This window comes from Pseudomonas viciae (assembly GCF_004786035.1).
GTDB lineage: Bacteria > Pseudomonadota > Gammaproteobacteria > Pseudomonadales > Pseudomonadaceae > Aquipseudomonas > Aquipseudomonas viciae.
Genome location: NZ_CP035088.1, coordinates 3,081,395 through 3,101,885, shown reverse-complemented (window position 1 = coordinate 3,101,885; position 20,491 = coordinate 3,081,395). Strand labels below are relative to the sequence as shown.

The window sequence follows — 20,491 nt, the reverse complement described above, 5'->3', positions numbered from 1 at the left end:
ATTGTTATACCCGGGAAATTTTCCCGGTCTGTCGCAGATTCTTGGGCCAGGGGCCGCCGGCAACAATTGCCCGCTGTGTTGAGTTTTCTAGTTCCTTGGTACATGTCAAAGGCGGCTTGGTCGGCCTACACAACGCCCCGTGGCGAGGGAGTGAGCAACTGCCTCTCTTATTTGAGCACCCTGACGCTTGTGCGGCGGTCTCGTCGGTAAAAAACCACAACTCCTTGGGCATCCAATGTAGTCTGCTTAAGGTCTTTCTATCTACCGCGCAAGTACTTTGCGCGAGTTCGGTTGCGCTCCTTCACCAATTTAGCAACCTCTTGAAATGTGGCTGATTGCAGTCTAGCTCGATACGGATTCAACTATTTCCGGGGGCGATATTATTGAGGCGAATAAGTCAAGTATTTGTCGCGAATTCGATTTTGCTCTGCAACCAACTTAGAAACCTCCTCTAATGAAAATAATCGCAACCTAAGTTTATACGAGGCAACTATTTCCTTGTTGAATTTGAGAGTTTTGCTTTCCAGGGCGCCCGCAAGATGCATACCCTCATCCGACACCACTCCCTCCAAATATTTAAAGACATCATAGTAGTTAGCTTGATCGATGGTCGCTTGGCGCTGCATGAGGTCTAAATAAGGTTTTGGAAATTTGTCTGTCAATGAAGAAAACGGATGCGTTTCAGGGCGCGCTACCTTATAAGCAAGGTTATCAAGTCGGATTCCGGTTTTTGGCGTGGTGGTGTTTTGGATGTCGCCCCCCGCGTCCAATACATTCTTATCTGCTGTGAAGATCTGCCTCTGAGCATCAAGTTTAATCTTCTCAATCTTTTCACCTAAAGCATTAATCCTTTTTAACGCACGGAATCCGTCAGAACTGGCGACCCCTCCTTTTGTCCAAAGACTTTGACCTACGTAAGTTTTTTTCAAGCCTAACAATGCCTGTGGAGTGTTCCCTGTAGGATCTCTTCTATTAATCGGGTCACCCAAGCAGTATGTATACCCATTTAGCCCACCTTCCCCAAACGGACTAAAACTGTCTGAACTGTTAAATCGCATCAACACCGGGCTGAACGCCCGACGCCCATTACCTAATAAATAATGCCCGGTCACCGGGTCCGCTCGCTCACCGTTGAATCCCAGTAAACTGGCTATACCGCGATCAATGGAACGATGGCCGTAAGGTGAATAGGCGATGGATTGTCGCTGACTGTTCTCACCGTGCGTGTGCAACACCGACCGCTGGCAATCGGTTATCAGCAGCGTAGCGTCAAACTTATCGCCGTGACGCTGTTGTGCGAGTAGCTGGTCATCGTGTTGGAATATTGAATTTTTTATCGTGCCTCGAATCTCTGTGGTCAGGCGTTTTTTACAGTAGAAATGCTGATATTCAGGCTCATCCAGCAACGTACAGCCGATCAATCGGTCGAGCGGGTCGTAATGGTATCGACAGAGCGACGGTTCGTGTTGGGTAGGCATAGGATGACACCCTCGTAAGTTTTGACGTGCAATTGAAGGGTATTCGGTAACTGCATCAGGCGACCACTAACAGAACTGTTAGGTGAACGAATTGGAACACCGCGCTTTTGGATTCTTCAGGCAGTTGCGCAGCCCAGCGGGAGCAAGCTCCCTCGCCACGGGACAGCTTGAATCATTCGGGTTTGGTGTCCACCCGCTTCATCCCCGCTCGCTCGTAACGTGGATAGAGATGGCTGACACTTCGAATCAACTCATACCGGCTCAAGCTGATCCCGGCAAAGCGCTCGGGGATGGGGCTGCGGATCATCTCGGCCATGTCGTCGCCACGGGCGGCGCCGTCGCGCATCAGTTGGTCGAGCCAGCCCAGGTAATCGCGCATCTGCAAGAAAGGCCGGGCATCGGTCGCGACCGGGCCGTGGCCGGGGACGATCTGCTTCCAGGGCAAGGCTTGCAGGGTGTCGAGGTCTTTGAGCCACACCTCAAGGCCCGGGCTGTTGGGGGTGGTCAGGGCTCGCTCGTAGAACACCAGGTCCCCGGCGAACAGCACGCCGGTGGTTTCATCGAGAATCGCCAGGTCGGCGCCAGTGTGCCCGGCCAGTTGCAGCAGACGCAGCGAATGATTGCCCACCTTCAGCGTCCCAGGCACCAGCACCTGGGTCGGCAAGACCACCTCGGTGCCGCGCATCCAGTCGCCCACCAGTCGGTACATGTTTTCCGCCAGTGCATCGCCCTGTTGCCGCAGCAGGTCGGTGGTGCCCGCCAAGGCGCCGATGGGTACATTGCTGAAGGCTTGGTTGCCCAACACATGGTCGGGGTGGTGATGGGTCAGCATGACCTGGATCACCGGCTTATCCGTGGTCGCCGCGATGGCCTGGCGCAGCGCCTCGCCGTAACGCTTCGAGGGCCCGGTGTCGATCACCACCACACCGGCATCGGTGACGATGAACGCGGTGTTGACGATGTTGCCGCCGTTGGCCTTGGCAAAATTCTCAGTGCTGCCTTCCAGCAGCCAGGTGCCCTCGGCGATCTGCCGGGGCTTGAGTGAATAGTCCGTCGCGGCCCAGGTCGGCCAGCACAGGCTCATGAAGATCAGCAACAACCAGCGCATGGCGCGCTCCTTGTGGTCAGGGGATCGCCGCCTCGAACGTGTTGCCACTGTTGTCGCGCAGCAACAGGCGGGTCTGCCCGGGGCCTTGTATGTCGAAGCCCAGGTTGGGGTTTTCGCTGACCGCCGGAAACAGCTCCAGATGCGCCAGCACCTTGCCGTCGGCATCCAGTAACTGGGCCTGGTTGAGGAAAAATTCGGGGATCCCGCTCACCAGGCCGTTATCCATCGGATGGGCCACCTGCAAGCGCAGGCGATTGGTATCGCCCCGGGGGTAACGGGCGCCGAGTACCTCACCCAAGTGTTCCTCCCACCCTGGCTGAGTGCGCACCACACTCGACGCGGTACAGCCGCCCCCTGCCGCGTCGATCAGCGTCGATCCGACGTGCCACAGGCCGTCACGGGTTTGCACGGCGGCGCGCAACGGCGTGGCTTGCTCGATCCGGATGCGGATCGACAACCAGGGCAACACACGATCCCCCGGCCGGAAATCCACGATCTTCGGCAGCGGATTCAGTTCGGCCCAGGCCAGCACCCGCACCACGTCACCGGCGAAGGCCCGGGCATCGATTTCCAGCGGCACCTGGCGCGCATCTTCAGCAAAGGGTGGCGCCAGCAACCGGACCCGCTCGTCGAACACGAACGGCGCGTCGCCCAGCAGTTGCTTGTGATAGAAGGCCCACATTACCGAGGGCACCGGATCCTTGCCCGGCTCGACGGCCGCCAACGCAACCATTGGCAGACCGCACCACAGCAGGCACCACACGGGCCATTTCATCCCTGCGCTCCTATTGATACATCTCGGGCACTTCGTAACGCAGGCCGTAATGGGCATAGACCGTCTTGACGCTGCCATCGCGGATCAAGCCTTCCAGGGCTTCTTCCACCGCATAGGCCAACTGCCGGTTGCTTTCATGCACCGCCATGCCGATTTCCCAACGTTGCTTGCCCATGTTCGGGTAGGCATTTTCCGCCAGCGCCAGTTGCGGATCGGCAGCTTCGTGCACTTGCCAGTCGATCTCCCCACGCATGGCCATGACTGCGTCGACTTCCCCCGCCTGCATGGCGTTGAAAGCCTGGCTGACACCGGGGTAATGGTGGGTCTTGGTCCTGAGCATGCCGTTGAATACCGAACTCAGGTAGAACGACGGTACGCTGTCGACTTCAACGCCAATGGGGTGTTGCTGGAACACTGCGACGCTGCCCACTGAATCCAGCCGGCGGCGGTCATACGCCACCTGCCAGCATTCCTGCTGATAAGGCCCGAACATCACCACCTGGGCGTTTGCCAGTTCGCCGACGTCATTGCGCTTTTGCACGTAGTCGTGATCGTAAGGCACACGCATCATCAGGTCGGCCAACTGCCGGTCGTGCAACGGACTGCTGCGCCAGATGTAATCGCGCAGGTCATCGTCAAGCTTCTCGCCGGGTGGCGCCCAGACCAATTGCAGGCGCACACCCAGTGCCTTGGCCAAGGCTTGGGCCAATTCAACGTCCACCCCCCTGGGCTGGCCGTGATCTTCGAAACTGTAGGGCGCGAAATCCTTATAGACCGCCACCTTCAACTCCCCGGCGGCGATCATCTGATCGTAGCTGCGCACCTGCGCCTGCACCGCCTGGCCACACAGCAGCAGACTGCAGATTACCCACGCGAACAGGCGCATGGCGCTCACTCCTCGACGTGCACGCTGTCGAGATAGGTACGCACCGCCCACAAGGCTTCCTGGCTCAGGTAGTCGGCCATTTTCGGCATGTACACCCGACCGTCGCGCACCGCACCGTGCCGCACGCGTTCGACGAACCATTCATCCCCGGCTTCAGCCGCGTCGAGCATGCGCAGGTCCGGCGCGATACCACCAGACTTGGCCTCCAGACCATGGCACGCCGCGCAGTTCTGGTTGTAGGCCGAGGCGCCGATTTCCACGGCCTTGTCACGCTCGGGCGAACTGCGATAGGGGTTCTGGGCTGCCCAACCGTCGCCGTCCAGCGGCAGGTTGGTGTCCTTGATCGGGGTCAGCCCCTTGGTTTCCACTGCCTGGGGCACTACGTTGCCATGGGCCCACACGGAGCCCGAGCCGGCCAGCCCCATCAGCAGTGCGGTAGCGATGATGGCGTTGCGTTTTGTTGTCATTGTTATGCCCTCTCAGATTGCACGCAGGGCCTCTGTGAAGAAGCCGTGCCGTCATCTTAGGAACCCCCTGGCGCCAGCCGAATGCTGCTTTGGTGGCCGCGCTCTACTCCCTTGGTAGCGGGTCATCCGGCGCGGGTCGCAAAGACAGGCGGTTCGGGAAGTCTTCCCGGCAAGGGCGGGACTTTTTCCGTATCGGCCAGGCCCGGCGCAACCCAACCTAGTCGGGCCAAAACCTCACTGGGAATGCCCACCATGACAATAAAAACGCTACCCGCCCTCTCCGCCCTGACCATCGCCTTGCTGCTGGCCGGCAGCCTGTCGCTGAGCCCCTTGGCCAACGCCGCAGCGCCAGGAGTCAGCTGGGAAGACATCGCCAACGACCACCTGACCACCCGGGATGTCTTGCAATACGGCATGGGCACCAACGCCCAGCGCTGGAGCCCGCTGGCCCAGGTCAATGACAAGAATGTGTTCAAGCTCACACCGGCCTGGTCCTACTCGTTCGGCGACGAGAAGCAGCGTGGCCAGGAATCCCAAGCCATCGTCAGCGACGGCGTGGTGTACGTCACCGGCTCGTACTCGCGGGTGTTCGCCCTCGACGCCAAGACCGGTAAACGCTTGTGGACCTACAGCCATCGCCTGCCGGACAACATTCGCCCATGCTGCGACGTGGTCAATCGTGGCGCGGCCATTTACGGCGACAAGATCTACTTCGGTACTCTGGACGCGCGCGTGGTCGCCCTGGATAAAAACACCGGCAAGGTGGTGTGGAACAAGAAGTTCGGCGACCACGCCGGCGGCTACACCATGACCGGCGCCCCGGTGCTGATCAAGGACAAGACCAGCGGCAAGGTGCTGTTGATCCATGGCAGCTCCGGCGACGAGTTCGGGGTGGTCGGGCAGTTGTTCGCCCGCGACCCGGACACTGGTGAAGAAGTCTGGATGCGCCCCTTCGTCGAAGGCCACATGGGCCGCCTCAATGGCAAGGACAGCACCCCGACCGGGGACGTCAAGGCACCGTCCTGGCCTGACGACAAGACCACCGAGACCGGCAAGGTCGAAGCCTGGAGCCATGGCGGCGGCGCGCCTTGGCAGAGCGCCAGTTTCGACCCCGAGACCAACACCATCATCGTCGGCGCGGGCAACCCAGGCCCTTGGAACACCTGGGCCCGCACAGCCAAGGACGGCAACCCCCACGATTACGACAGCCTCTACACCTCAGGCCAGGTCGGCGTCGATCCGAGCACCGGTGAAGTGAAGTGGTTCTACCAACACACGCCTAACGATGCCTGGGACTTCTCCGGCAACAACGAGCTGGTGCTGTTCGACTACAAGGACAAGGACGGCAAGGTGGTCAAGGCCACCGCCCACGCGGACCGCAACGGTTTCTTCTATGTGGTGGACCGCAACAACGGCAAGCTGCAGAACGCCTTCCCTTTCGTCGACAACATCACCTGGGCCAGCCACATCGACCTGAAGACCGGTCGCCCGGTGGAAAACCCCGGTCAGCGTCCGGCCAAGCCATTGCCGGGTGAAACCAAGGGCAAGCCGGTGGAAGTCTCGCCACCATTTCTCGGCGGCAAGAACTGGAACCCCATGGCCTACAGCCAGGATACCGGGCTGTTCTACGTCCCTGGCAACCAGTGGAAAGAGGAATACTGGACCGAAGAAGTGAACTACAAGAAGGGCTCGGCCTACCTGGGCATGGGCTTTCGCATCAAGCGCATGTACGACGATCACGTCGGCAGCTTGCGGGCGATGAACCCCACCACCGGCAAGGTGGTCTGGGAGCATAAGGAGCCGCTGCCGCTCTGGGCCGGTGTGCTGGCGACCAAAGGCAACCTGGTGTTCACCGGCACCGGCGACGGTTTCTTCAAGGCCTTCGACGCCAAGACCGGCCAGGAACTGTGGAAATTCCAGACCGGCAGCGGCATCGTCTCCCCGCCCATCACCTGGGAACAGGACGGTGAGCAGTACATCGGCGTAACCGTCGGCTACGGCGGCGCCGTGCCGTTGTGGGGGGGCGACATGGCCGAACTGACCAAACCCGTGGCCCAGGGCGGCTCGTTCTGGGTGTTCAAGATTCCGAGTTGGGATAAGGCAACGGCGCAGAAATAGCCTCTGAGCCCAAACACAATCCCCTGTGGGAGCGAGCTTGCTCGCGATAGCGTGCTGTCAGCCAACATCAATGCCAGCTGAACCGGCGCAATCGCGAGCAAGCTCGCCCCCACATTAGCTGCCCGAGTGTCCTGCCATGAACTATCTGCCGCTTGTATTGCTCACGATCATCGCCCATGCCAACGCCGACGACACCGAAACACCGCTGACCATCAACGGCTGCATCATCGCCGAATCCAGCCAATGCCCTGGCGCCGACCTGCGCGGCGCAAAACTGGCCAACCAGGACCTGCGCAAGATGAACCTCAGCGGTGCCGACCTGCGCGATGCCGACTTGCGTCACGCGCGGCTGGACCTGGCCAATCTGGAAAAAGCCCGCCTGCAAAGCGCCAACCTGACCCGTGCCAGCCTGCAACAGAGCAATCTGCGCTTGGCAGACTTCACTGGCGCCACGCTCAAGGCGATCCAGGGTTGGGGCCTGTTCGCCCAGGGCGCGCAGTTCCAGCGGGCCGACCTGAGCGCTGCGTACCTTCAGTTCGCTCGCCTGTCCGGTGCTCGTTTGCACAATGCCAACCTGCAGGCCGCCGACCTGGAAATGGCCTGGCTGAGCAAGGCAGACCTCAAGGGCGCCGACCTGCGCGACGCCAACCTGCAGGAAGCCAAGCTCGGCGAAAGCAACCTGGAACAGGCCAATCTGAGCGGTTCACGCCAGCACTATGGGAATTTCCAGGGTGCGAATATGCAAGGCTGTACCGGATGCCCAACATCCTGGGATCAGTGAGGACCTGATCGTTCCTACGCTCCGTCATTTCAGCCAGCCACCCGCACCACCCCCATATCAATCCCCAGGTGCACCAGCTCGGCATGGGAGCTGACCTGCAACTTGCTCTTGAGCAGTGTGAGGTGGTTGGACACGGTCTTGGCGCTGATACACAGTTTTTCGGCGATGGTGCGTGCGGGGGTGCCCTTGGCGAGCATGACGAAAATCTCCAGCTCGCGTTGGGTCATGCATTGCAAGCGCGGGTCGGCGTTGTGCCGGGAGCTGGCGCAGGCCAGTTGCGTGGCCAGGGATTGTTCGATGTAGACATGCCCGGCCAACACTCGCCGCACCGCTTCCACCAGCACCTGGGGTGCCGAGTTCTTGGTCAGGTAACCCGCGGCACCGGCATCCAGCGCCTGGCGCACCAACGGCAGCTCATCGTGCATGCTGAAGAACAACACCCGCAGTTGCGGCAGGCGCTGGCGCAAGCGCCGGGTAGTTTCCAGGCCGCTGATACCGGGCAGGCCGAAGTCCATGATCACCAGGTGCGGCACCTGCTCCTGGACCAGGCTCAACGCCTCTTCGCCCGTGGCCGCTTCCCGGACTTGCAAGTCCGGCATCAGTGCCCGCAACAGACCGGCATAACCCTGCCGAACCACCGCATGGTCGTCCACCAACAAAATGTTCATCACGCCTCCAGAGGTATATTCAAGGCCAACGCCCAACCGGCGCCAGGCTGGCTGATGATGCGCAGTTCACCGCCCAGGCTGCGGGCCCTTTCAGCCATCGAGTGCAAGCCAACGCCAGCGCGTGCGGGTTGCGCCGCGCCACGGCCGTTGTCACGTACCAACAAGCGCAGGCGCCCGGCGCGGTGTTGCACGCGGATCCGCACCTCACTGGCGCCGGCATGCCGGGCAACGTTGGTCAGTGCTTCCTGCAACAAGCGATACAGATGAGTCTTGTCCGGCCCGGACAATGGCGGCAGCGCTTGGTCGATGTGCAGCTGACAGGCAATGCCCTGGGTCTCCTGCCATTGCTCGGCCAAGAGCCCGATGGCCTCGCACAATGGCAGGTGCTGCAACACCACCGGGTACAGGTCATGCACCAGCGCTCGAAAACCCTTCTGCAAATGCTCGCAATGCTCTTCGAGCTGGCTGACGGTCTGCTCCAACGCCGGCGGCTGGTCGATCACCAGGCGCAACAGGCAGGCGCGGGCGCGAATGCCGGCCACGTACTGGCCCAGGTCATCGTGCAGGGTCTGGGCCAGGCGAGTGCGCTCCTGTTCCTGCACGGCCAGCAAGGCCTGGGTCAGCCGGGTGTTATCAGCCTGGGACTGGGCCAGGGCGGCGGTCATGCGGTTGAAATGCCCCGCCAGTTGTTGCGCTTCGGGGACGCCTTCAGCCGGCAAATGCACCTGAAGGTTCCCGGCGGAGACCTGACGCAGCGCCTGCAGCAACTCATCCAGCAAGTACATGCCCCGACGCACCGCCCAGCGAATCACCAGCAAGCTGAGCAGCAGCGCGAAGGCGCATACGCCCAACAATTGCACCAATGAGTCGAAGACTTCCTCGATTTCATCCCGGGGATCGACGGCGATCAAGGCCCGCCGACCGTCCGGTAAATCCACCACCTGAGCGGCGGGGCCGTCATCCAGCAACCGCCGGCCAAGCCAGGCTTTCACCCCACTTTCGACATCCACCGGGAACAGTTCCCCCGGTGCCAGCCAACGGACGCGCACATGACGCAGGCTGCCGGTCAGCCGCTGCTGAAGACTGGCCGGGTCGCGCTCGGCGGTTTCGCGCAAGTAATGCACCACCGATTCGGCCGATTGCAGTTCGCGTTTCACATCGGCCATGGCCTGATGCAGCAACAAGACCGCGCAGGCCAGGGTGACCAGGGCGAAAAACGCCGTTACCCAGAGATTGATTCGCCAGAGAGCGGACATGGTTAGCGGCCTGTTTGCGGGCTGACACTCACTTCCTGTGGGAGCGGGTGTTTGCTGGTTTTGTGTTTACCGACCAACCGGTCAACCCCGATCAGACTCAGGATCAGCAGCAACGGCAGCAGCAGGGCTTTGAGAATCCGCACAGTCTGTCCGCTCCTGGTGAATGACGATTGCCTGCATCGTAAAACCCCAACTCCGGCGGTGGGTTACTACCTTGGTACTGGCCCGGCGGTACTTTCTGCATATTTCCCCGCGACCAAGGGCTTCCTATGCTGGCGCTACCCGCAATGGAGGTGGTATGCGCAGGCTTCTCAGTTACGCCTTGATCCCTCTGCTGGCGGTCGTCAGTGGTTGGCTGCCAAGCATCGTCCAGGCGGGCGACGAGGCGCCGTTGCAAGTGCGCATCGGCTATCTGGGGTATAGCCCCGACCCGGGGCCGCTGCTGTCCAACGTCATTGCCGAACCGGCCGACGCCGGCCTGCGCGGGGCAGAGCTGGCGATCATCGACAGCAACAGCACCGGACGCTTTCTCAAGCACGACTACCGCCTGGAAAGCGCCAGCGTCGACAGCCCCGAAGCCTTGCTTCAGGCCGCCCGCACCCAACACGACCAGGGCCTGCGGCTATTCGTGGTCAATGCCCCGGCCGCGAGCCTGCGCCAGCTCAGCGCCGCCCTGCCCGACAGCCTGCTGTTCAATGCCGGCAGCCCCGACGACAGCCTGCGCACCACCGACTGCCTGGGCAACGTGCTGCACAGCCTGCCCGACCGGGCCATGCTCGCCGATGCCCTGGTGCAGTTCAGCGTGGTGCGCAAGTGGCAACGGGCCTTGCTGATCGTCGGCCAAACGCCCGAGGACCTGGCCTACGCCGCCGCCCTGCGCCGGGCCATGAAGCGCTTCGGCCTGAAGGTCGTCGCGGAAAAAACCTGGCAATTGGACAACGACCAACGCCGCAGCGCCCAGGCCGACATGCCGCTGTTCACCCAAACCGCCGAATACGACGTGGTGCTGGTCGCCGATGAGCGTGGCGACTTCGGCGAATACGTGCCCTATCAAACCTGGTACCCACGCCCGGTGGCCGGCACGCAGGGGCTGACCCCCACCGGTTGGCACAAGACCGTGGAAACCTACGGCGCGGCGCAGTTGCAAAAGCGCTTCGAAGCCCTGGCCGGACGCTGGATGAATGACCGCGACTTCGCCGCCTGGATCGCCGTGCGCAGCATCGCCAGCGCCGTGGGCAAACTGCGCCAGGCCGAGCCGCTCGCCATTCGCCAACTGGCCCTCAGCGACCAGTTGCCGCTGGATGGCTTCAAGGGCCGCAAGCTCAGTTACCGGCCGTGGAACGGCCAACTGCGTCAACCGATTCCCCTGGTTCAACCCCGGGCACTGGTCAGCACCTCACCCCAGGACGGATTTCTGCACCCTTCCAATGAGATGGACAGCCTGGGCTACGACCAGCCCGAAGTGAGCTGCCGTTACCCCTGATCGATAACAACAATAAGGAAAACCGCCATGCGCCGCCTCCTCCGCCCGGCCCTGCTCTGCCAAACCCTCGCCCTCGGCGCTGCGCTGCTTGTCGCCGGCCCGGCCGCCGCCAGTATTGCCTGGGTCTCTAACGAGAAAGACAACAGCCTGAGCCTGATCGACATGCAAAGCCTGGAAGTCATCGACACCCTGGCGGTGGGCCAGCGCCCCCGAGGTTTGCTGCTGTCCCACGACAATCGCCTGCTGTACATCTGCGCCAGTGATTCAGACCGAGTCCAGGTGATGGACGTGGCTACCCGCAAGATCATCAAGGAACTGCCCTCCGGCAAAGACCCCGAGCAGTTCGCCCTGCACCCCAACGACCGCTGGCTCTACGTGTCCAACGAAGACGACGCCTTGGTCACGGTGATCGATACCCAGACCTCCGAAGTGCTGGGCCAGATCGGTGTGGGTGTCGAGCCCGAAGGCATGGCCGTCAGCCCCGATGGCAAGTGGGCGGTCAACACCAGTGAAACCACGAACATGCTGCACTGGATCGACACCAGCACCCAGACCTTGGCCGACAATACGCTGGTGGATCAGCGCCCACGTTTCGTTGAGTTCAGCCACGACGGGGCCCAACTGTGGGCATCGGCGGAGATCGGCGGTACCTTGACGATTCTCGACGTCGCCACGCGCAAGCCCCTCAAGACCCTGACATTCCAGATCAAAGGCGTGCACCCGGACAAAGTACAACCGGTGGGTATCAAGCTCAGCGCCGACGGCAAGCTTGCGTTTGTCGCCCTGGGCCCGGCCAATCATGTGGCGGTCATCGACGCCAAGACCTTTGAAGTGCTGGATTATCTGTTGGTGGGCCGCCGTGTCTGGCAACTGGCGTTCACCCCGGACCAACGCCAGCTACTGGCAACCAATGGCGTGAGCGGCGATGTCTCGGTGATCGACATCGAGCGTCGCAAAGTGCTCAAGTCGGTGAAGGTCGGGCGTTATCCCTGGGGCGTGGTGGTCACGCCATGAACGCACTACAAGTCAGTGATTTGAGCTTCGCCTACGGCGCGCGTGAAGCCCTCAAACAGGTGAGCTTCGGCTTGCCCGTCGGGGGATTTGCTGCGCTGCTGGGCCCCAATGGGGCTGGCAAGTCGACACTGATTGCCCTGCTTACGCGCCTGTACGACGTGCAATGCGGCGACATTCTGGTCGGCGGTCATTCCCTGCAGAAATCACCACGAGCGGCGTTGCGCCAGTTGGGCGTGGTTTTCCAGCAGAGCACCCTGGACCTGGACCTGAGTGTCGAGCAGAACCTGCGTTATCACGTTGCATTGCATGGCTTGTCGCGACACCAAGGCAGCATTCGAATCGACGCCGAACTGGCCCGTCAGCACCTGACAGAGCGACGCCACGAGCGGGTGCGCGACCTCAACGGCGGCCATCGGCGCCGGGTGGAAATCGCCCGGGCCCTGTTGCATGAACCGCGCCTGTTGCTGCTGGACGAGCCCAGCGTCGGCCTGGATCCGGCCAGCCGCCTGGCCCTGGGGCTGCACGTGCGGCAACTGTGCCAGGAACACGGTATCAGCGTGCTGTGGACCACTCATCTGTTGGACGAAGTGCGGCCCAGCGACAACCTGTTGATTGTGCACCAGGGGCGGCTGGTCGCCAGTGGCCGCGCCGATGCCGTTAGCCTGGAACACGGCGGCAGCCTTGGCTCGGCCTTCACCCACTTGACCGCCTCGGGAGTCCATTCATGAGCGCGTACTGGCATTGTTTCAGTGGCATCGTGACGCGCGAATGGCTGCGCTTTGTGTTGCAACGCACGCGGTTGCTCAGTGCCCTGGTGCGGCCGCTGCTGTGGTTGCTGGTGTTCGCTGCCGGCTTTCGCGCAGCGCTGGGCATCGCCATCATCGCGCCCTATGACACCTACATTCCCTACGAGGTGTATATCGTGCCCGGACTGGCCTGCATGATCCTGCTGTTCAACGGCATGCAAGGTTCGCTGTCGATGGTCTACGACCGGGAAATGGGCAGCATGCGCGTGCTGTTGACCAGCCCCCTGCCCCGGGCTTTTCTGCTGGCAAGCAAGTTGTTGGCGACCTCGCTGATCTCGCTGTTGCAGGTCTACGCCTTTCTCGCGATTGCCTGGCTGTACGGCATCCAGCCGCCGACCATGGGCCTGTTGCTCGCCCTGCCGGCCCTGCTGCTGGTGGCCCTGATGCTCAGCGCCCTGGGTTTGTTGCTGTCCAACGCCATCCGGCAGTTGGAAAACTTCGCCGGGGTGATGAATTTCGTGATCTTCCCGATGTTCTTCCTGTCCTCGGCGCTGTACCCACTGTGGAAAATGCTCGAGGCCAGCCCCTGGCTGTATTGGCTGTGCGCGGTGAACCCATTCACCCACGGGGTGGAATTGGTGCGTTTTGCCTTGTATGAGCAGTTCAACCTGTTGGCGATGGCGGTGTGCGTAGGCTTGACCCTGGTGTTCGCGCTGCTGGCGGTGTGGACGTTCAATCCGCAGCATGCGGCGTTGCGTAAGGCGAACTGATCCAGCCCACACACGTCTTCCCTGGTGGATGGATTCCTGTGGGGGCTGTGCAGGATCCATCGTCTCAAATTACGACTTTAGTACTGGTTTTCCTGTCTATGGTCGCATTCACAAGACCTCGACCCTGGCATGTAATGGGCGCATAACAAAAAGGATAAATTCCTATGCCCCGTTTGCTGGCGATCATCTTGCTGGGCCTGGCGCTGAATGTCGCACAGGCCGACACCCCGCTGTTTTCCCCGCAGGGATACCGTATCGCCCTTTACCGTAGCCCGACACCCGTAGCGGTGGACGGCGCACGGACGCTCGACACCCAAGCCTTGCAACAACTGCTCGGACAATCGCCGCGCCCGGTGCTGATCGACGTCTACCGTCGGCCCTGGGTCCAGGGACAGTTCATCGACAATGAGCCCCACGCCAACCTTCCCGGCAGCCTGTGGCTGGCCAATACCGGCGACGGTGATCTCGACCCGACCTGGCAGGAGTACTTCACCTATCATCTGCGCAAGGCCACCGCCGGGCGCGCGGATCAACCGCTGGTCTTCTATTGCCGCTCGGATTGCTGGTTGAGCTGGAACGCGGTAAAACGCGCCGCCGCCATGGGCTATAAGCATGTGTATTGGTATCGCGATGGCCTCGATGCCTGGGAGACGGCCAACCTGCCCCTGCAAGCGGCCCGGCCCGAACCCTTTCCCTGATTTGCAAGAAGTGCACGCAACAGCCCTGCCCATACAATAACGAGGTGAATGGCCATGTATAAAATCCTGATAGCCGACGATCACCCACTGTTTCGCGAAGCCATCCACAACGTCATCAGCGACGGTTTTCCTGGCAGCGAGGTGATGGAAACCGCCGACCTGGACAGCGCCCTGGCGCTGACCCGCGAGCACGACGACCTGGACCTGATCCTGCTGGACCTGAACATGCCTGGCATGCACGGCCTCAATGGCCTGATCAATCTGCGCAACGAGGCGCCAACCATCCCGGTGGTGATCGTCTCCGCCGAGCAGGACAAGCAGGTGGTCTTGCAGGCCATCACCTATGGCGCGGTGGGCTTCATCACCAAATCCTCTCCACGTTCGCAGATGACCGACGCCATCGAGCAGATTCTCAACGGCAACGTGTACCTGCCGCCCGACATCATTCGCACGCAAAAAAGCCCGATGGGCCGGCGCCTGAACGAAAACCCGAGCTTCCCACCGGAATTGCTCCAGGCCCTGACCCGCAAGCAGCTGCTGGTGCTTGAACGCATGACCAAAGGCGAGTCGAACAAGCAGATCGCCTATACGCTGGATATCGCCGAAACCACGGTCAAGGCCCACGTCTCGGCCATCCTGCGCAAACTCAATGTGCACAACCGGGTGCAGGCGATCCTCAGTGCCGGGGATATTGATTTCGGGGCTTATTTGCGGCGGTGAAAGGCACCACACCATAGCTTTGGGAGCAAAGCTTGCTCGCGATGAAGATGGCGCGGTCTTCCAGGGAACCGAGGCGCCTGTATCGCAAGCAAGCTTTGCTCCCACACAGCCGTTCGGCTTAATGGTTCTGGGACTGACCCAGCAAATGACTCATCGCAATCTTCAACTTCATCGGCCGCACTGGCTTGTGCATCAGGGTATGGCCCAGTTCGCGGATCTGCTGCTTGAGTTCGTTGCTGTAGTTGGCGGTGATCATCATGGCCGGGATCGCTGAAGTACGGCGGGCGTTGATCCGGGCCACGGCGTCGACACCGTTCTGCTCGTTGTCCAGGTGATAGTCGGCGATCAGCAGGTCCGCCTCGGCATGGTAGTTGTCCACCTGGCGGGCCAGGTCCTGCTCCGACAACGCGGTGACCACCCGGCAACCCCAGCCCTCCAACAAGGTCCGCATGCCTGCGCAGATCGCCGCGTCGTTATCCAGCACCCAGACCCGCGCTCCACGCAAGCGCTCGAGCATCGGTTCGCTCATGTCCAGGCACGGCAACGGCTTGGGCGCGGTGGCGCTGAGGGGCACTTCGATGGCGAACATCGAACCCTTGCCCGGCCATGAGCGAACCTGGATCCGGTGCCCGAGGATCCCGGCGATCTTCTCGACAATCGCCAGCCCCAAGCCCAAGCCTCGGTCCTGGTCCGGGCGCTGCACGTCGCCGCGCTTGAACTCCTGGAAAATTTCCTCCAGGCGGTTCTCGGCGATGCCTATGCCGCTGTCCCAGACCTGGATAGACAGCCGTTGCCCCTGCCGCCGGCATCCCAGCACTACCCGACCGCTATCGGTGTAGCGAATGGCATTGCTGAGCAGGTTGCGCAGGATCCGCGCCAACAACTGAATGTCGCTCCGGACCAGGGCCGAACAAGGCACAAAGCGCAGTTCCAGCCCTTCGCTGCGGGCGACCTCGGCGTATTCGGCGGCCAGGTTGTCGAGCAATTCGCTGAGGGCGAACGGGGCGATATCGGCCTTGATCACCCCGGCGTCGAGCTTGGAAATGTCCACTAGGGTGCCCAGCAGGTTTTCCACGTCCTGCAGCGAATGGCTGACGTTGCGCACCAGTTGCGCGTTCGCCACCGGCTCGCGGCGCTCGAGCAAAGCGCTGGTGAACAGCCGCGCGGCGTTGAGCGGTTGCAACAGGTCGTGGCTGACGGCCGCGAGGAATTTGGTTTTCGACAGGTTGGCCTGCTCAGCCTCGCGCTTGGCCTCCCGCAGGCGCAATTCCGCGCGGCTGCGCTCGTCGATCTCGCGCAATAACTGATCGTTGAGCGTGGTGAGTTCGGCGGTGCGTTCCTGCACGCGTTGTTCCAGGTTCTGATAAGCCTGGTGCAAGGCTTCGGCGGTGCGGCGACGTTCGGTGATGTCGCGGATCAGCACGAAGATCCCCACCACCTCGCCATTGGCCAGCCGGTTGGGCACATAGGAACGCAACATGTAGCGTTCCTGGTTGTTGATGTTGGTTTCGGCGAACTCGAACGTCACGCTCTCACCGGCCAAGGCCCGGGCCACGTAGGCCTCCAGGCGTTGGTAATGCTGCTCGCTGTGGGCCTCGCGCAAGCTCTGGCCGAGCATCACGCCGCGCGGCCAGCAGTACCATTGTTCGTAGACCTTGTTGGTGAATTCGTAGACCAGATCGGCGTTGAGGTAGGCAATCAGCGCCGGCACATGGTCGGTGATCAGGCGGATCCAGCGCTCGCTTTCGCTCAGGGCCTCAGCGTGTTGGTAGCGCTCGGTGATGTCGGTGAAGGTGTTGACGTAACCGCCGGTGGGCAGCGGATGAGTGCGAATCTCCAGGACCCGGCCATCGGAGAGGCGCTGTTCGCATTCGTGAATCAGCCGCCCATTGCTGTCGCGACTGGCCGGGGTCAGCAGGTGCAGTTCGCTGTCGGCGATGACCTCGCTGAACGACCGATGGGCCGCCACCGGCGCCAGGCCACTGAGTTCCAGGAACCGCCGGTTCCACAGTTCCAGCACGCCTTGGGCGTTGACCATCGCCACGCCCTGGGACAGGTTGTCCACCGCCCGTTGCAACAAGTGGGATTTCTGCGCGATGGCCTGCTCGCGGCGCACGGTTTCGCTGAGTTTGACGTCGGTGATGTCGGTAAACAGGATCACCCGCCCGCCTTCCTGGGTCGGCCGCTCGCTGACTTGCAGCCAGCGACCGTTCTGCAAGCGGTACAACACATGCTCATCGGCCTGCCCACGGGGTTCTTCGCTGAACAAACCGTTGGCGGTCATCAAGCGCTTGACCTGCGACAGGCGCATCCCGGCGATGATGCGGACCCGGCTGTTGGCCCAGAACGCCTTGAAGCGGCTGTTGAACAGGACGATGCGTTGCTGCTCATCAAACAGCACAAATGCATCGGAAATGCTCTCGATGGCGTCGATCAAATGTCGATGGGCGGTTTCCGCCCGCAGCCGCGCCTCGCCCAGCAAGTGATTGCCGGCCTTGAGTTCGGCCATCGCCTGGTTTAGCGCGTCGGTGCGCTCGCGAACCTGCTCGGCCAATACCACCGAATGCTGGAACGCCGCATACGGGTCATTGCCCCGGGTCACGCCGGACTCCACCCGTTCGATCAGCGCAGCGTTGATCCGCCGCAGCTTGTTGTTTTCATGCTGCAGGCTGGCGATCTGCGCCTGCAGCTCAGCGATGGCCGGGGACGCGATGGCGGGCAATGGCAACTCCGGTGAAGGTCTGGTTGATGTGCATGCCATTGAACTGTTCTCCATAGGTGTTGAAACCCATCACCCGTTGTTCGCGCAGGAACTGGCCGATCTGCTCCAGGCCGCCACGGTCTTCCAGCTCCAGGCGTCGGAGGAAACAGTCACAGCCGATGGTCAGCAGCAAGTCGCCGAGGCGTGCCTGCAAGCCGTCGAACAGGTTTTGCAGGTTGTCCAGCAAGGGGCCCGGAGTCATCGCGGTAAGGACGATGCCGTTCTCCACCGCACAGTAGAAGCTCAGGCTCAGGTCCGGGTGCACCTGCTGGATGGCCCGCACGTAGTACTGGTCATTGATGCGCACCGCCAGCGGGTGGGCGGCGAAGACCCGATAGTCGAGTGCGCTCACCGGCACGCCGATGTGCCGGGCGTATTCCTCGGCGGCGGGCTCGGCGTTGAGTTCATAGACCCGTCGTGAAGCGCTGTCAGCGCCGGTCACCACCAGTTTTTCCTCTCGCGGCAGGATGTGATGGGTGGTGAACACTTCGAACTCCAGCCAGGTATTGATCAGCAGCACCACGGCCGCGCCGCTGTGGAACTGGCCTTCGAAGTACACATGGGTGTGGGTCAGGTAATTATCGTCACCGGCGGAACCGCCGAAATGCGGGATATCCCCGAGTGCGGCGCTCAAGGCGGCCAGGACCATTTCCTCGCGGCTGGACAGGCCGTCGAGCAGGGTCAAGGCGAAACTGTGGCCCTTGATCGGTGCCAGGGCGTTGCTGCGGCAACCGCTGGCCAATCGCTCGACCATTTGCTGGGCGTCGATCAGGCTGAAGTGTTCCATTTCGCCGATCAGCTCGGCGGCGATGGAAAAATGCCGATGATCGAAGCCCACCGCCGTCACGCAGTTGCGGCCATAACCCTGGGCGGTGATTTCCCCGGCGCTGGTGCAACCCACCAGGCGAATCCCGCCGAAGCTCTGGGACAGCGCCTGGCCGAGGGCCGGTAAGTTGTATTCGGCGGAACAGAAGAACAGCACGAAGCCCAGGTGCGGGTGCAACAACTGTCGCGCCAGCTCCTGGGCCACCTGCTGGACGTCCGTGGCCTGGGACATGGCGCTCACCACACCTTCGCTCTGGGCCTTTAGCATCTTCGCCTCCGACGGGTGCGTGATAGGAACCTTGAGTGTACGAAGCCGCGTCCGCTCTACGAATGCTACTTGGGTAGCGGGTGGGGGCTCCCATGGGAGGAGAACAGTGGCGGCCCTGGCCGCGATGCGCACGGCTGGGGCCACCACAAAAACACTTCAGGCTTGCTCGGGAATGCTTTTTTGTGGCGAGGGATGGGGAATCGCCTTTACCAGGTCAACACCGCCCCCACCGCAAAGGTATCGGTGTCTTCATTCTGCGCGCTGGTGTCGTGACCGTTGATTTCGAACTGGTTGTATTCGGCCACGAGCTTGAGGTTGTCGTTGATGTCATGGAACAGCGCGATACCACGGGTTTCGTAATCGGCGCCGCTGCCCACCACGCCATTGCCGTCGTCCTCGGTCTTGCCGTAGGACAGCGCCAGGCGGTTCTTGCCCAGTTTATAAGAGCCCTGCAACAGGTAACCCGTGCTGTCGACGTTGCGCAACGTCGCTTCACCGGCGTTGTTAGTGAAGAACGGGTTGATGCCCTTGGCCTGGAACCCGGAACCGGTGAGTGACAGCCCGCCCATCTTCGCCTGGACGCCATAACCCAGGCCTTTGGAGGTGACCGATTCGACAGTGGAGTCGGTGTTGTCCGAGGTCTGGTAGCTGCCGTTGAGCCAGCTGTAGATCTTCGCCCCGGCGAGGTCGAACTGGTAGGTGATCTCACTCTCGGTGCGCGGGTTTTCCTGGTAGGCCTTGCCGGTGGCGCTGCTGTCGTTGGTGTCCACCGGATCCATGATGCCCACTGCGACTCGCAAGCCGTCCATCACCGGAGTGCGGTAAGTGATCTGCGAAGTCGGGAACGGATAAGGGTAGCCGCTGCCGATGTTGCCGAATGACACGCCACCGCCGTCCACCAGGCCCAAGGTGTCGCTGACCTGGCCGTAACCGGCCAACAGTTCATCGAGCAGGATGTTGGAGCGGGCGAACAGGCCGAAGTCCTTGCCGATCAACACCTCGCCCCACTCCGGGTTGGCGACGGTGCCGTAGAACTGCCGCACGTCGATGGCGGTGTCGGTGCCGTTGGTTTCGCTGTCGTTGATGGTCACCCAGAACGAGGCACGGGCGCCGAGCTTGAGGTCATCGACCTGCTTGCCCATGTTGAAGCCCAGGTAGTTGGGCAAGAAACCCATCTTGACCCGCGCCTGCCGACGGTCGAACTGCTCCCCTGCCCGGTCCACGTCGCTGTTGACGTAAAAGGCGTTGATGTAACCGTCAGTGGAGAAAGTGGTCTGGTCCTTGTCGTACAGCATGATTTCGGCCTGGGCCCAAGGCGTCAGGCCCAGGGTCGAAAGACCGGCGATGACCGCAGGTAAAAAACGTTGGCGGGTATTTTTATTGTTGTGCATGGCGCGCTCCGCAACAGGGGACTGGATGTCGGAGGCGATTATCGAAAGGCCACAGGCCGCGTCATACGCTGCCTTGGAGGCAATTGGCGGATGCTTTGGGAGCGCCGGCCCGGCGCGGCAGTTTGGGTGTAAGACTCTGATGGCGCCGGGCGCGAGACTTTGGGTGTGGGTCGCAGGGCGGCCTGGGAGGCACGCCGATGGTGTTACTGAATATTGGTTAACTGTGGCGAGGAGATTTATCCCCTCGCCACAGGAGCTTGCTCCCGCTGGCCTGCGCA

Annotated in this window: 19 protein-coding genes; 8 read left to right on the top strand and 11 right to left on the bottom strand. The window is 61.7% G+C overall.

Annotated features, from left to right (window positions below):
* Positions 1-380 precede the first annotated feature (380 nt).
* The 5 genes from EPZ47_RS14165 to pedF form a co-directional block, all read right to left on the bottom strand.
* On the bottom strand, positions 381-1,478 hold the full coding sequence (locus tag EPZ47_RS14165) for an RHS repeat-associated core domain-containing protein (protein WP_135845354.1): 1,098 nt from the start codon (positions 1,476-1,478) through the stop codon (positions 381-383).
* 172 nt (positions 1,479-1,650) lie between these two features.
* Positions 1,651-2,586 carry a quinoprotein relay system zinc metallohydrolase 1 gene (locus tag EPZ47_RS14160; protein WP_135845353.1) on the bottom strand — a complete coding sequence of 312 codons (936 nt, stop codon included), beginning with the start codon at positions 2,584-2,586 and terminating at the stop codon, positions 1,651-1,653.
* A gap of 16 nt (positions 2,587-2,602) precedes the next feature.
* Entirely contained in the window at positions 2,603-3,361 is a 759-nt protein-coding gene (locus EPZ47_RS14155; protein WP_135845352.1) for a quinoprotein dehydrogenase-associated SoxYZ-like carrier, read from the bottom strand.
* Between the two features lie 10 nt (positions 3,362-3,371).
* Positions 3,372-4,247 carry a substrate-binding periplasmic protein gene (locus EPZ47_RS14150; protein WP_135845351.1) on the bottom strand — a complete coding sequence of 292 codons (876 nt, stop codon included), beginning with the start codon at positions 4,245-4,247 and terminating at the stop codon, positions 3,372-3,374.
* 5 nt (positions 4,248-4,252) lie between these two features.
* Positions 4,253-4,714, bottom strand: coding sequence for a cytochrome c-550 PedF (pedF, locus tag EPZ47_RS14145; protein WP_135845350.1), 462 nt, complete (start codon positions 4,712-4,714; stop codon positions 4,253-4,255).
* Between the two features lie 252 nt (positions 4,715-4,966).
* Between pedF and exaA the strand changes: the two genes are divergently transcribed.
* Both exaA and EPZ47_RS14135 read left to right on the top strand, forming a co-directional pair.
* Entirely contained in the window at positions 4,967-6,832 is a 1,866-nt protein-coding gene (gene exaA / locus EPZ47_RS14140) for a quinoprotein ethanol dehydrogenase (RefSeq protein ID WP_135845349.1), read from the top strand.
* Between the two features lie 136 nt (positions 6,833-6,968).
* Positions 6,969-7,613, top strand: a complete 645-nt coding sequence (locus EPZ47_RS14135; protein WP_135845348.1) for a pentapeptide repeat-containing protein — start codon at positions 6,969-6,971, stop codon at positions 7,611-7,613.
* A 29-nt stretch (positions 7,614-7,642) separates the two neighbouring features.
* Here EPZ47_RS14135 and EPZ47_RS14130 read toward each other — a convergent pair whose 3' ends face one another.
* From EPZ47_RS14130 to EPZ47_RS30105, 3 genes are read right to left on the bottom strand one after another with little or no spacing between them, the layout of a single operon-like run.
* Positions 7,643-8,281 carry a response regulator gene (locus EPZ47_RS14130; RefSeq protein WP_135845347.1) on the bottom strand — a complete coding sequence of 213 codons (639 nt, stop codon included), beginning with the start codon at positions 8,279-8,281 and terminating at the stop codon, positions 7,643-7,645.
* A complete protein-coding gene (locus EPZ47_RS14125; RefSeq protein ID WP_135845346.1) occupies positions 8,281-9,537 on the bottom strand; it encodes a HAMP domain-containing sensor histidine kinase in 1,257 nt (418 codons plus the stop codon). The genes EPZ47_RS14130 and EPZ47_RS14125 overlap by 1 nt, the downstream gene beginning before the upstream one ends.
* Positions 9,538-9,539: 2 nt before the next feature.
* Positions 9,540-9,680 carry a hypothetical protein gene (locus EPZ47_RS30105; protein ID WP_158296354.1) on the bottom strand — a complete coding sequence of 47 codons (141 nt, stop codon included), beginning with the start codon at positions 9,678-9,680 and terminating at the stop codon, positions 9,540-9,542.
* 155 nt (positions 9,681-9,835) lie between these two features.
* On the opposite strand from EPZ47_RS30105, the gene EPZ47_RS14120 reads away from it, so the two are divergent.
* The 6 genes from EPZ47_RS14120 (at position 9,836) to EPZ47_RS14095 (ending at position 14,968) form a co-directional block, all read left to right on the top strand.
* Positions 9,836-11,020 (top strand): ABC transporter substrate-binding protein, encoded by a 1,185-nt coding sequence (locus tag EPZ47_RS14120; RefSeq protein ID WP_135845345.1) that lies wholly within the window; start codon positions 9,836-9,838, stop codon positions 11,018-11,020.
* 27 nt (positions 11,021-11,047) lie between these two features.
* A complete protein-coding gene (locus tag EPZ47_RS14115; protein ID WP_135845344.1) occupies positions 11,048-12,034 on the top strand; it encodes a YVTN family beta-propeller repeat protein in 987 nt (328 codons plus the stop codon).
* Complete coding sequence (locus EPZ47_RS14110; RefSeq protein ID WP_135845343.1) at positions 12,031-12,762, top strand: ABC transporter ATP-binding protein; 732 nt, start codon at positions 12,031-12,033, stop codon at positions 12,760-12,762. Before EPZ47_RS14115 ends, EPZ47_RS14110 begins: the two co-directional genes overlap by 4 nt.
* Positions 12,759-13,550, top strand: coding sequence for an ABC transporter permease (locus EPZ47_RS14105; protein ID WP_135845342.1), 792 nt, complete (start codon positions 12,759-12,761; stop codon positions 13,548-13,550). The genes EPZ47_RS14110 and EPZ47_RS14105 overlap by 4 nt, the downstream gene beginning before the upstream one ends.
* 164 nt (positions 13,551-13,714) lie before the next feature.
* Positions 13,715-14,248 (top strand): PQQ-dependent catabolism-associated CXXCW motif protein, encoded by a 534-nt coding sequence (locus EPZ47_RS14100; RefSeq protein ID WP_135845341.1) that lies wholly within the window; start codon positions 13,715-13,717, stop codon positions 14,246-14,248.
* 54 nt (positions 14,249-14,302) lie between these two features.
* Entirely contained in the window at positions 14,303-14,968 is a 666-nt protein-coding gene (locus EPZ47_RS14095; RefSeq protein ID WP_135845340.1) for a response regulator transcription factor, read from the top strand.
* 118 nt (positions 14,969-15,086) lie between these two features.
* Here EPZ47_RS14095 and nahK read toward each other — a convergent pair whose 3' ends face one another.
* The 3 genes from nahK to EPZ47_RS14080 form a co-directional block, all read right to left on the bottom strand.
* Positions 15,087-17,729 carry a hybrid sensor histidine kinase/response regulator NahK/ErcS' gene (gene nahK / locus EPZ47_RS14090; protein ID WP_135845339.1) on the bottom strand — a complete coding sequence of 881 codons (2,643 nt, stop codon included), beginning with the start codon at positions 17,727-17,729 and terminating at the stop codon, positions 15,087-15,089.
* Positions 17,659-18,822: a nitric oxide-sensing protein NosP gene (gene nosP / locus EPZ47_RS14085; protein ID WP_135845338.1), complete on the bottom strand. Its 1,164-nt coding sequence runs from the start codon at positions 18,820-18,822 to the stop codon at positions 17,659-17,661. Before nosP ends, nahK begins: the two co-directional genes overlap by 71 nt.
* 206 nt (positions 18,823-19,028) lie before the next feature.
* Entirely contained in the window at positions 19,029-20,213 is a 1,185-nt protein-coding gene (locus EPZ47_RS14080) for a porin (protein ID WP_135845337.1), read from the bottom strand.
* Between the last annotated feature and the right edge of the window lie 278 nt (positions 20,214-20,491).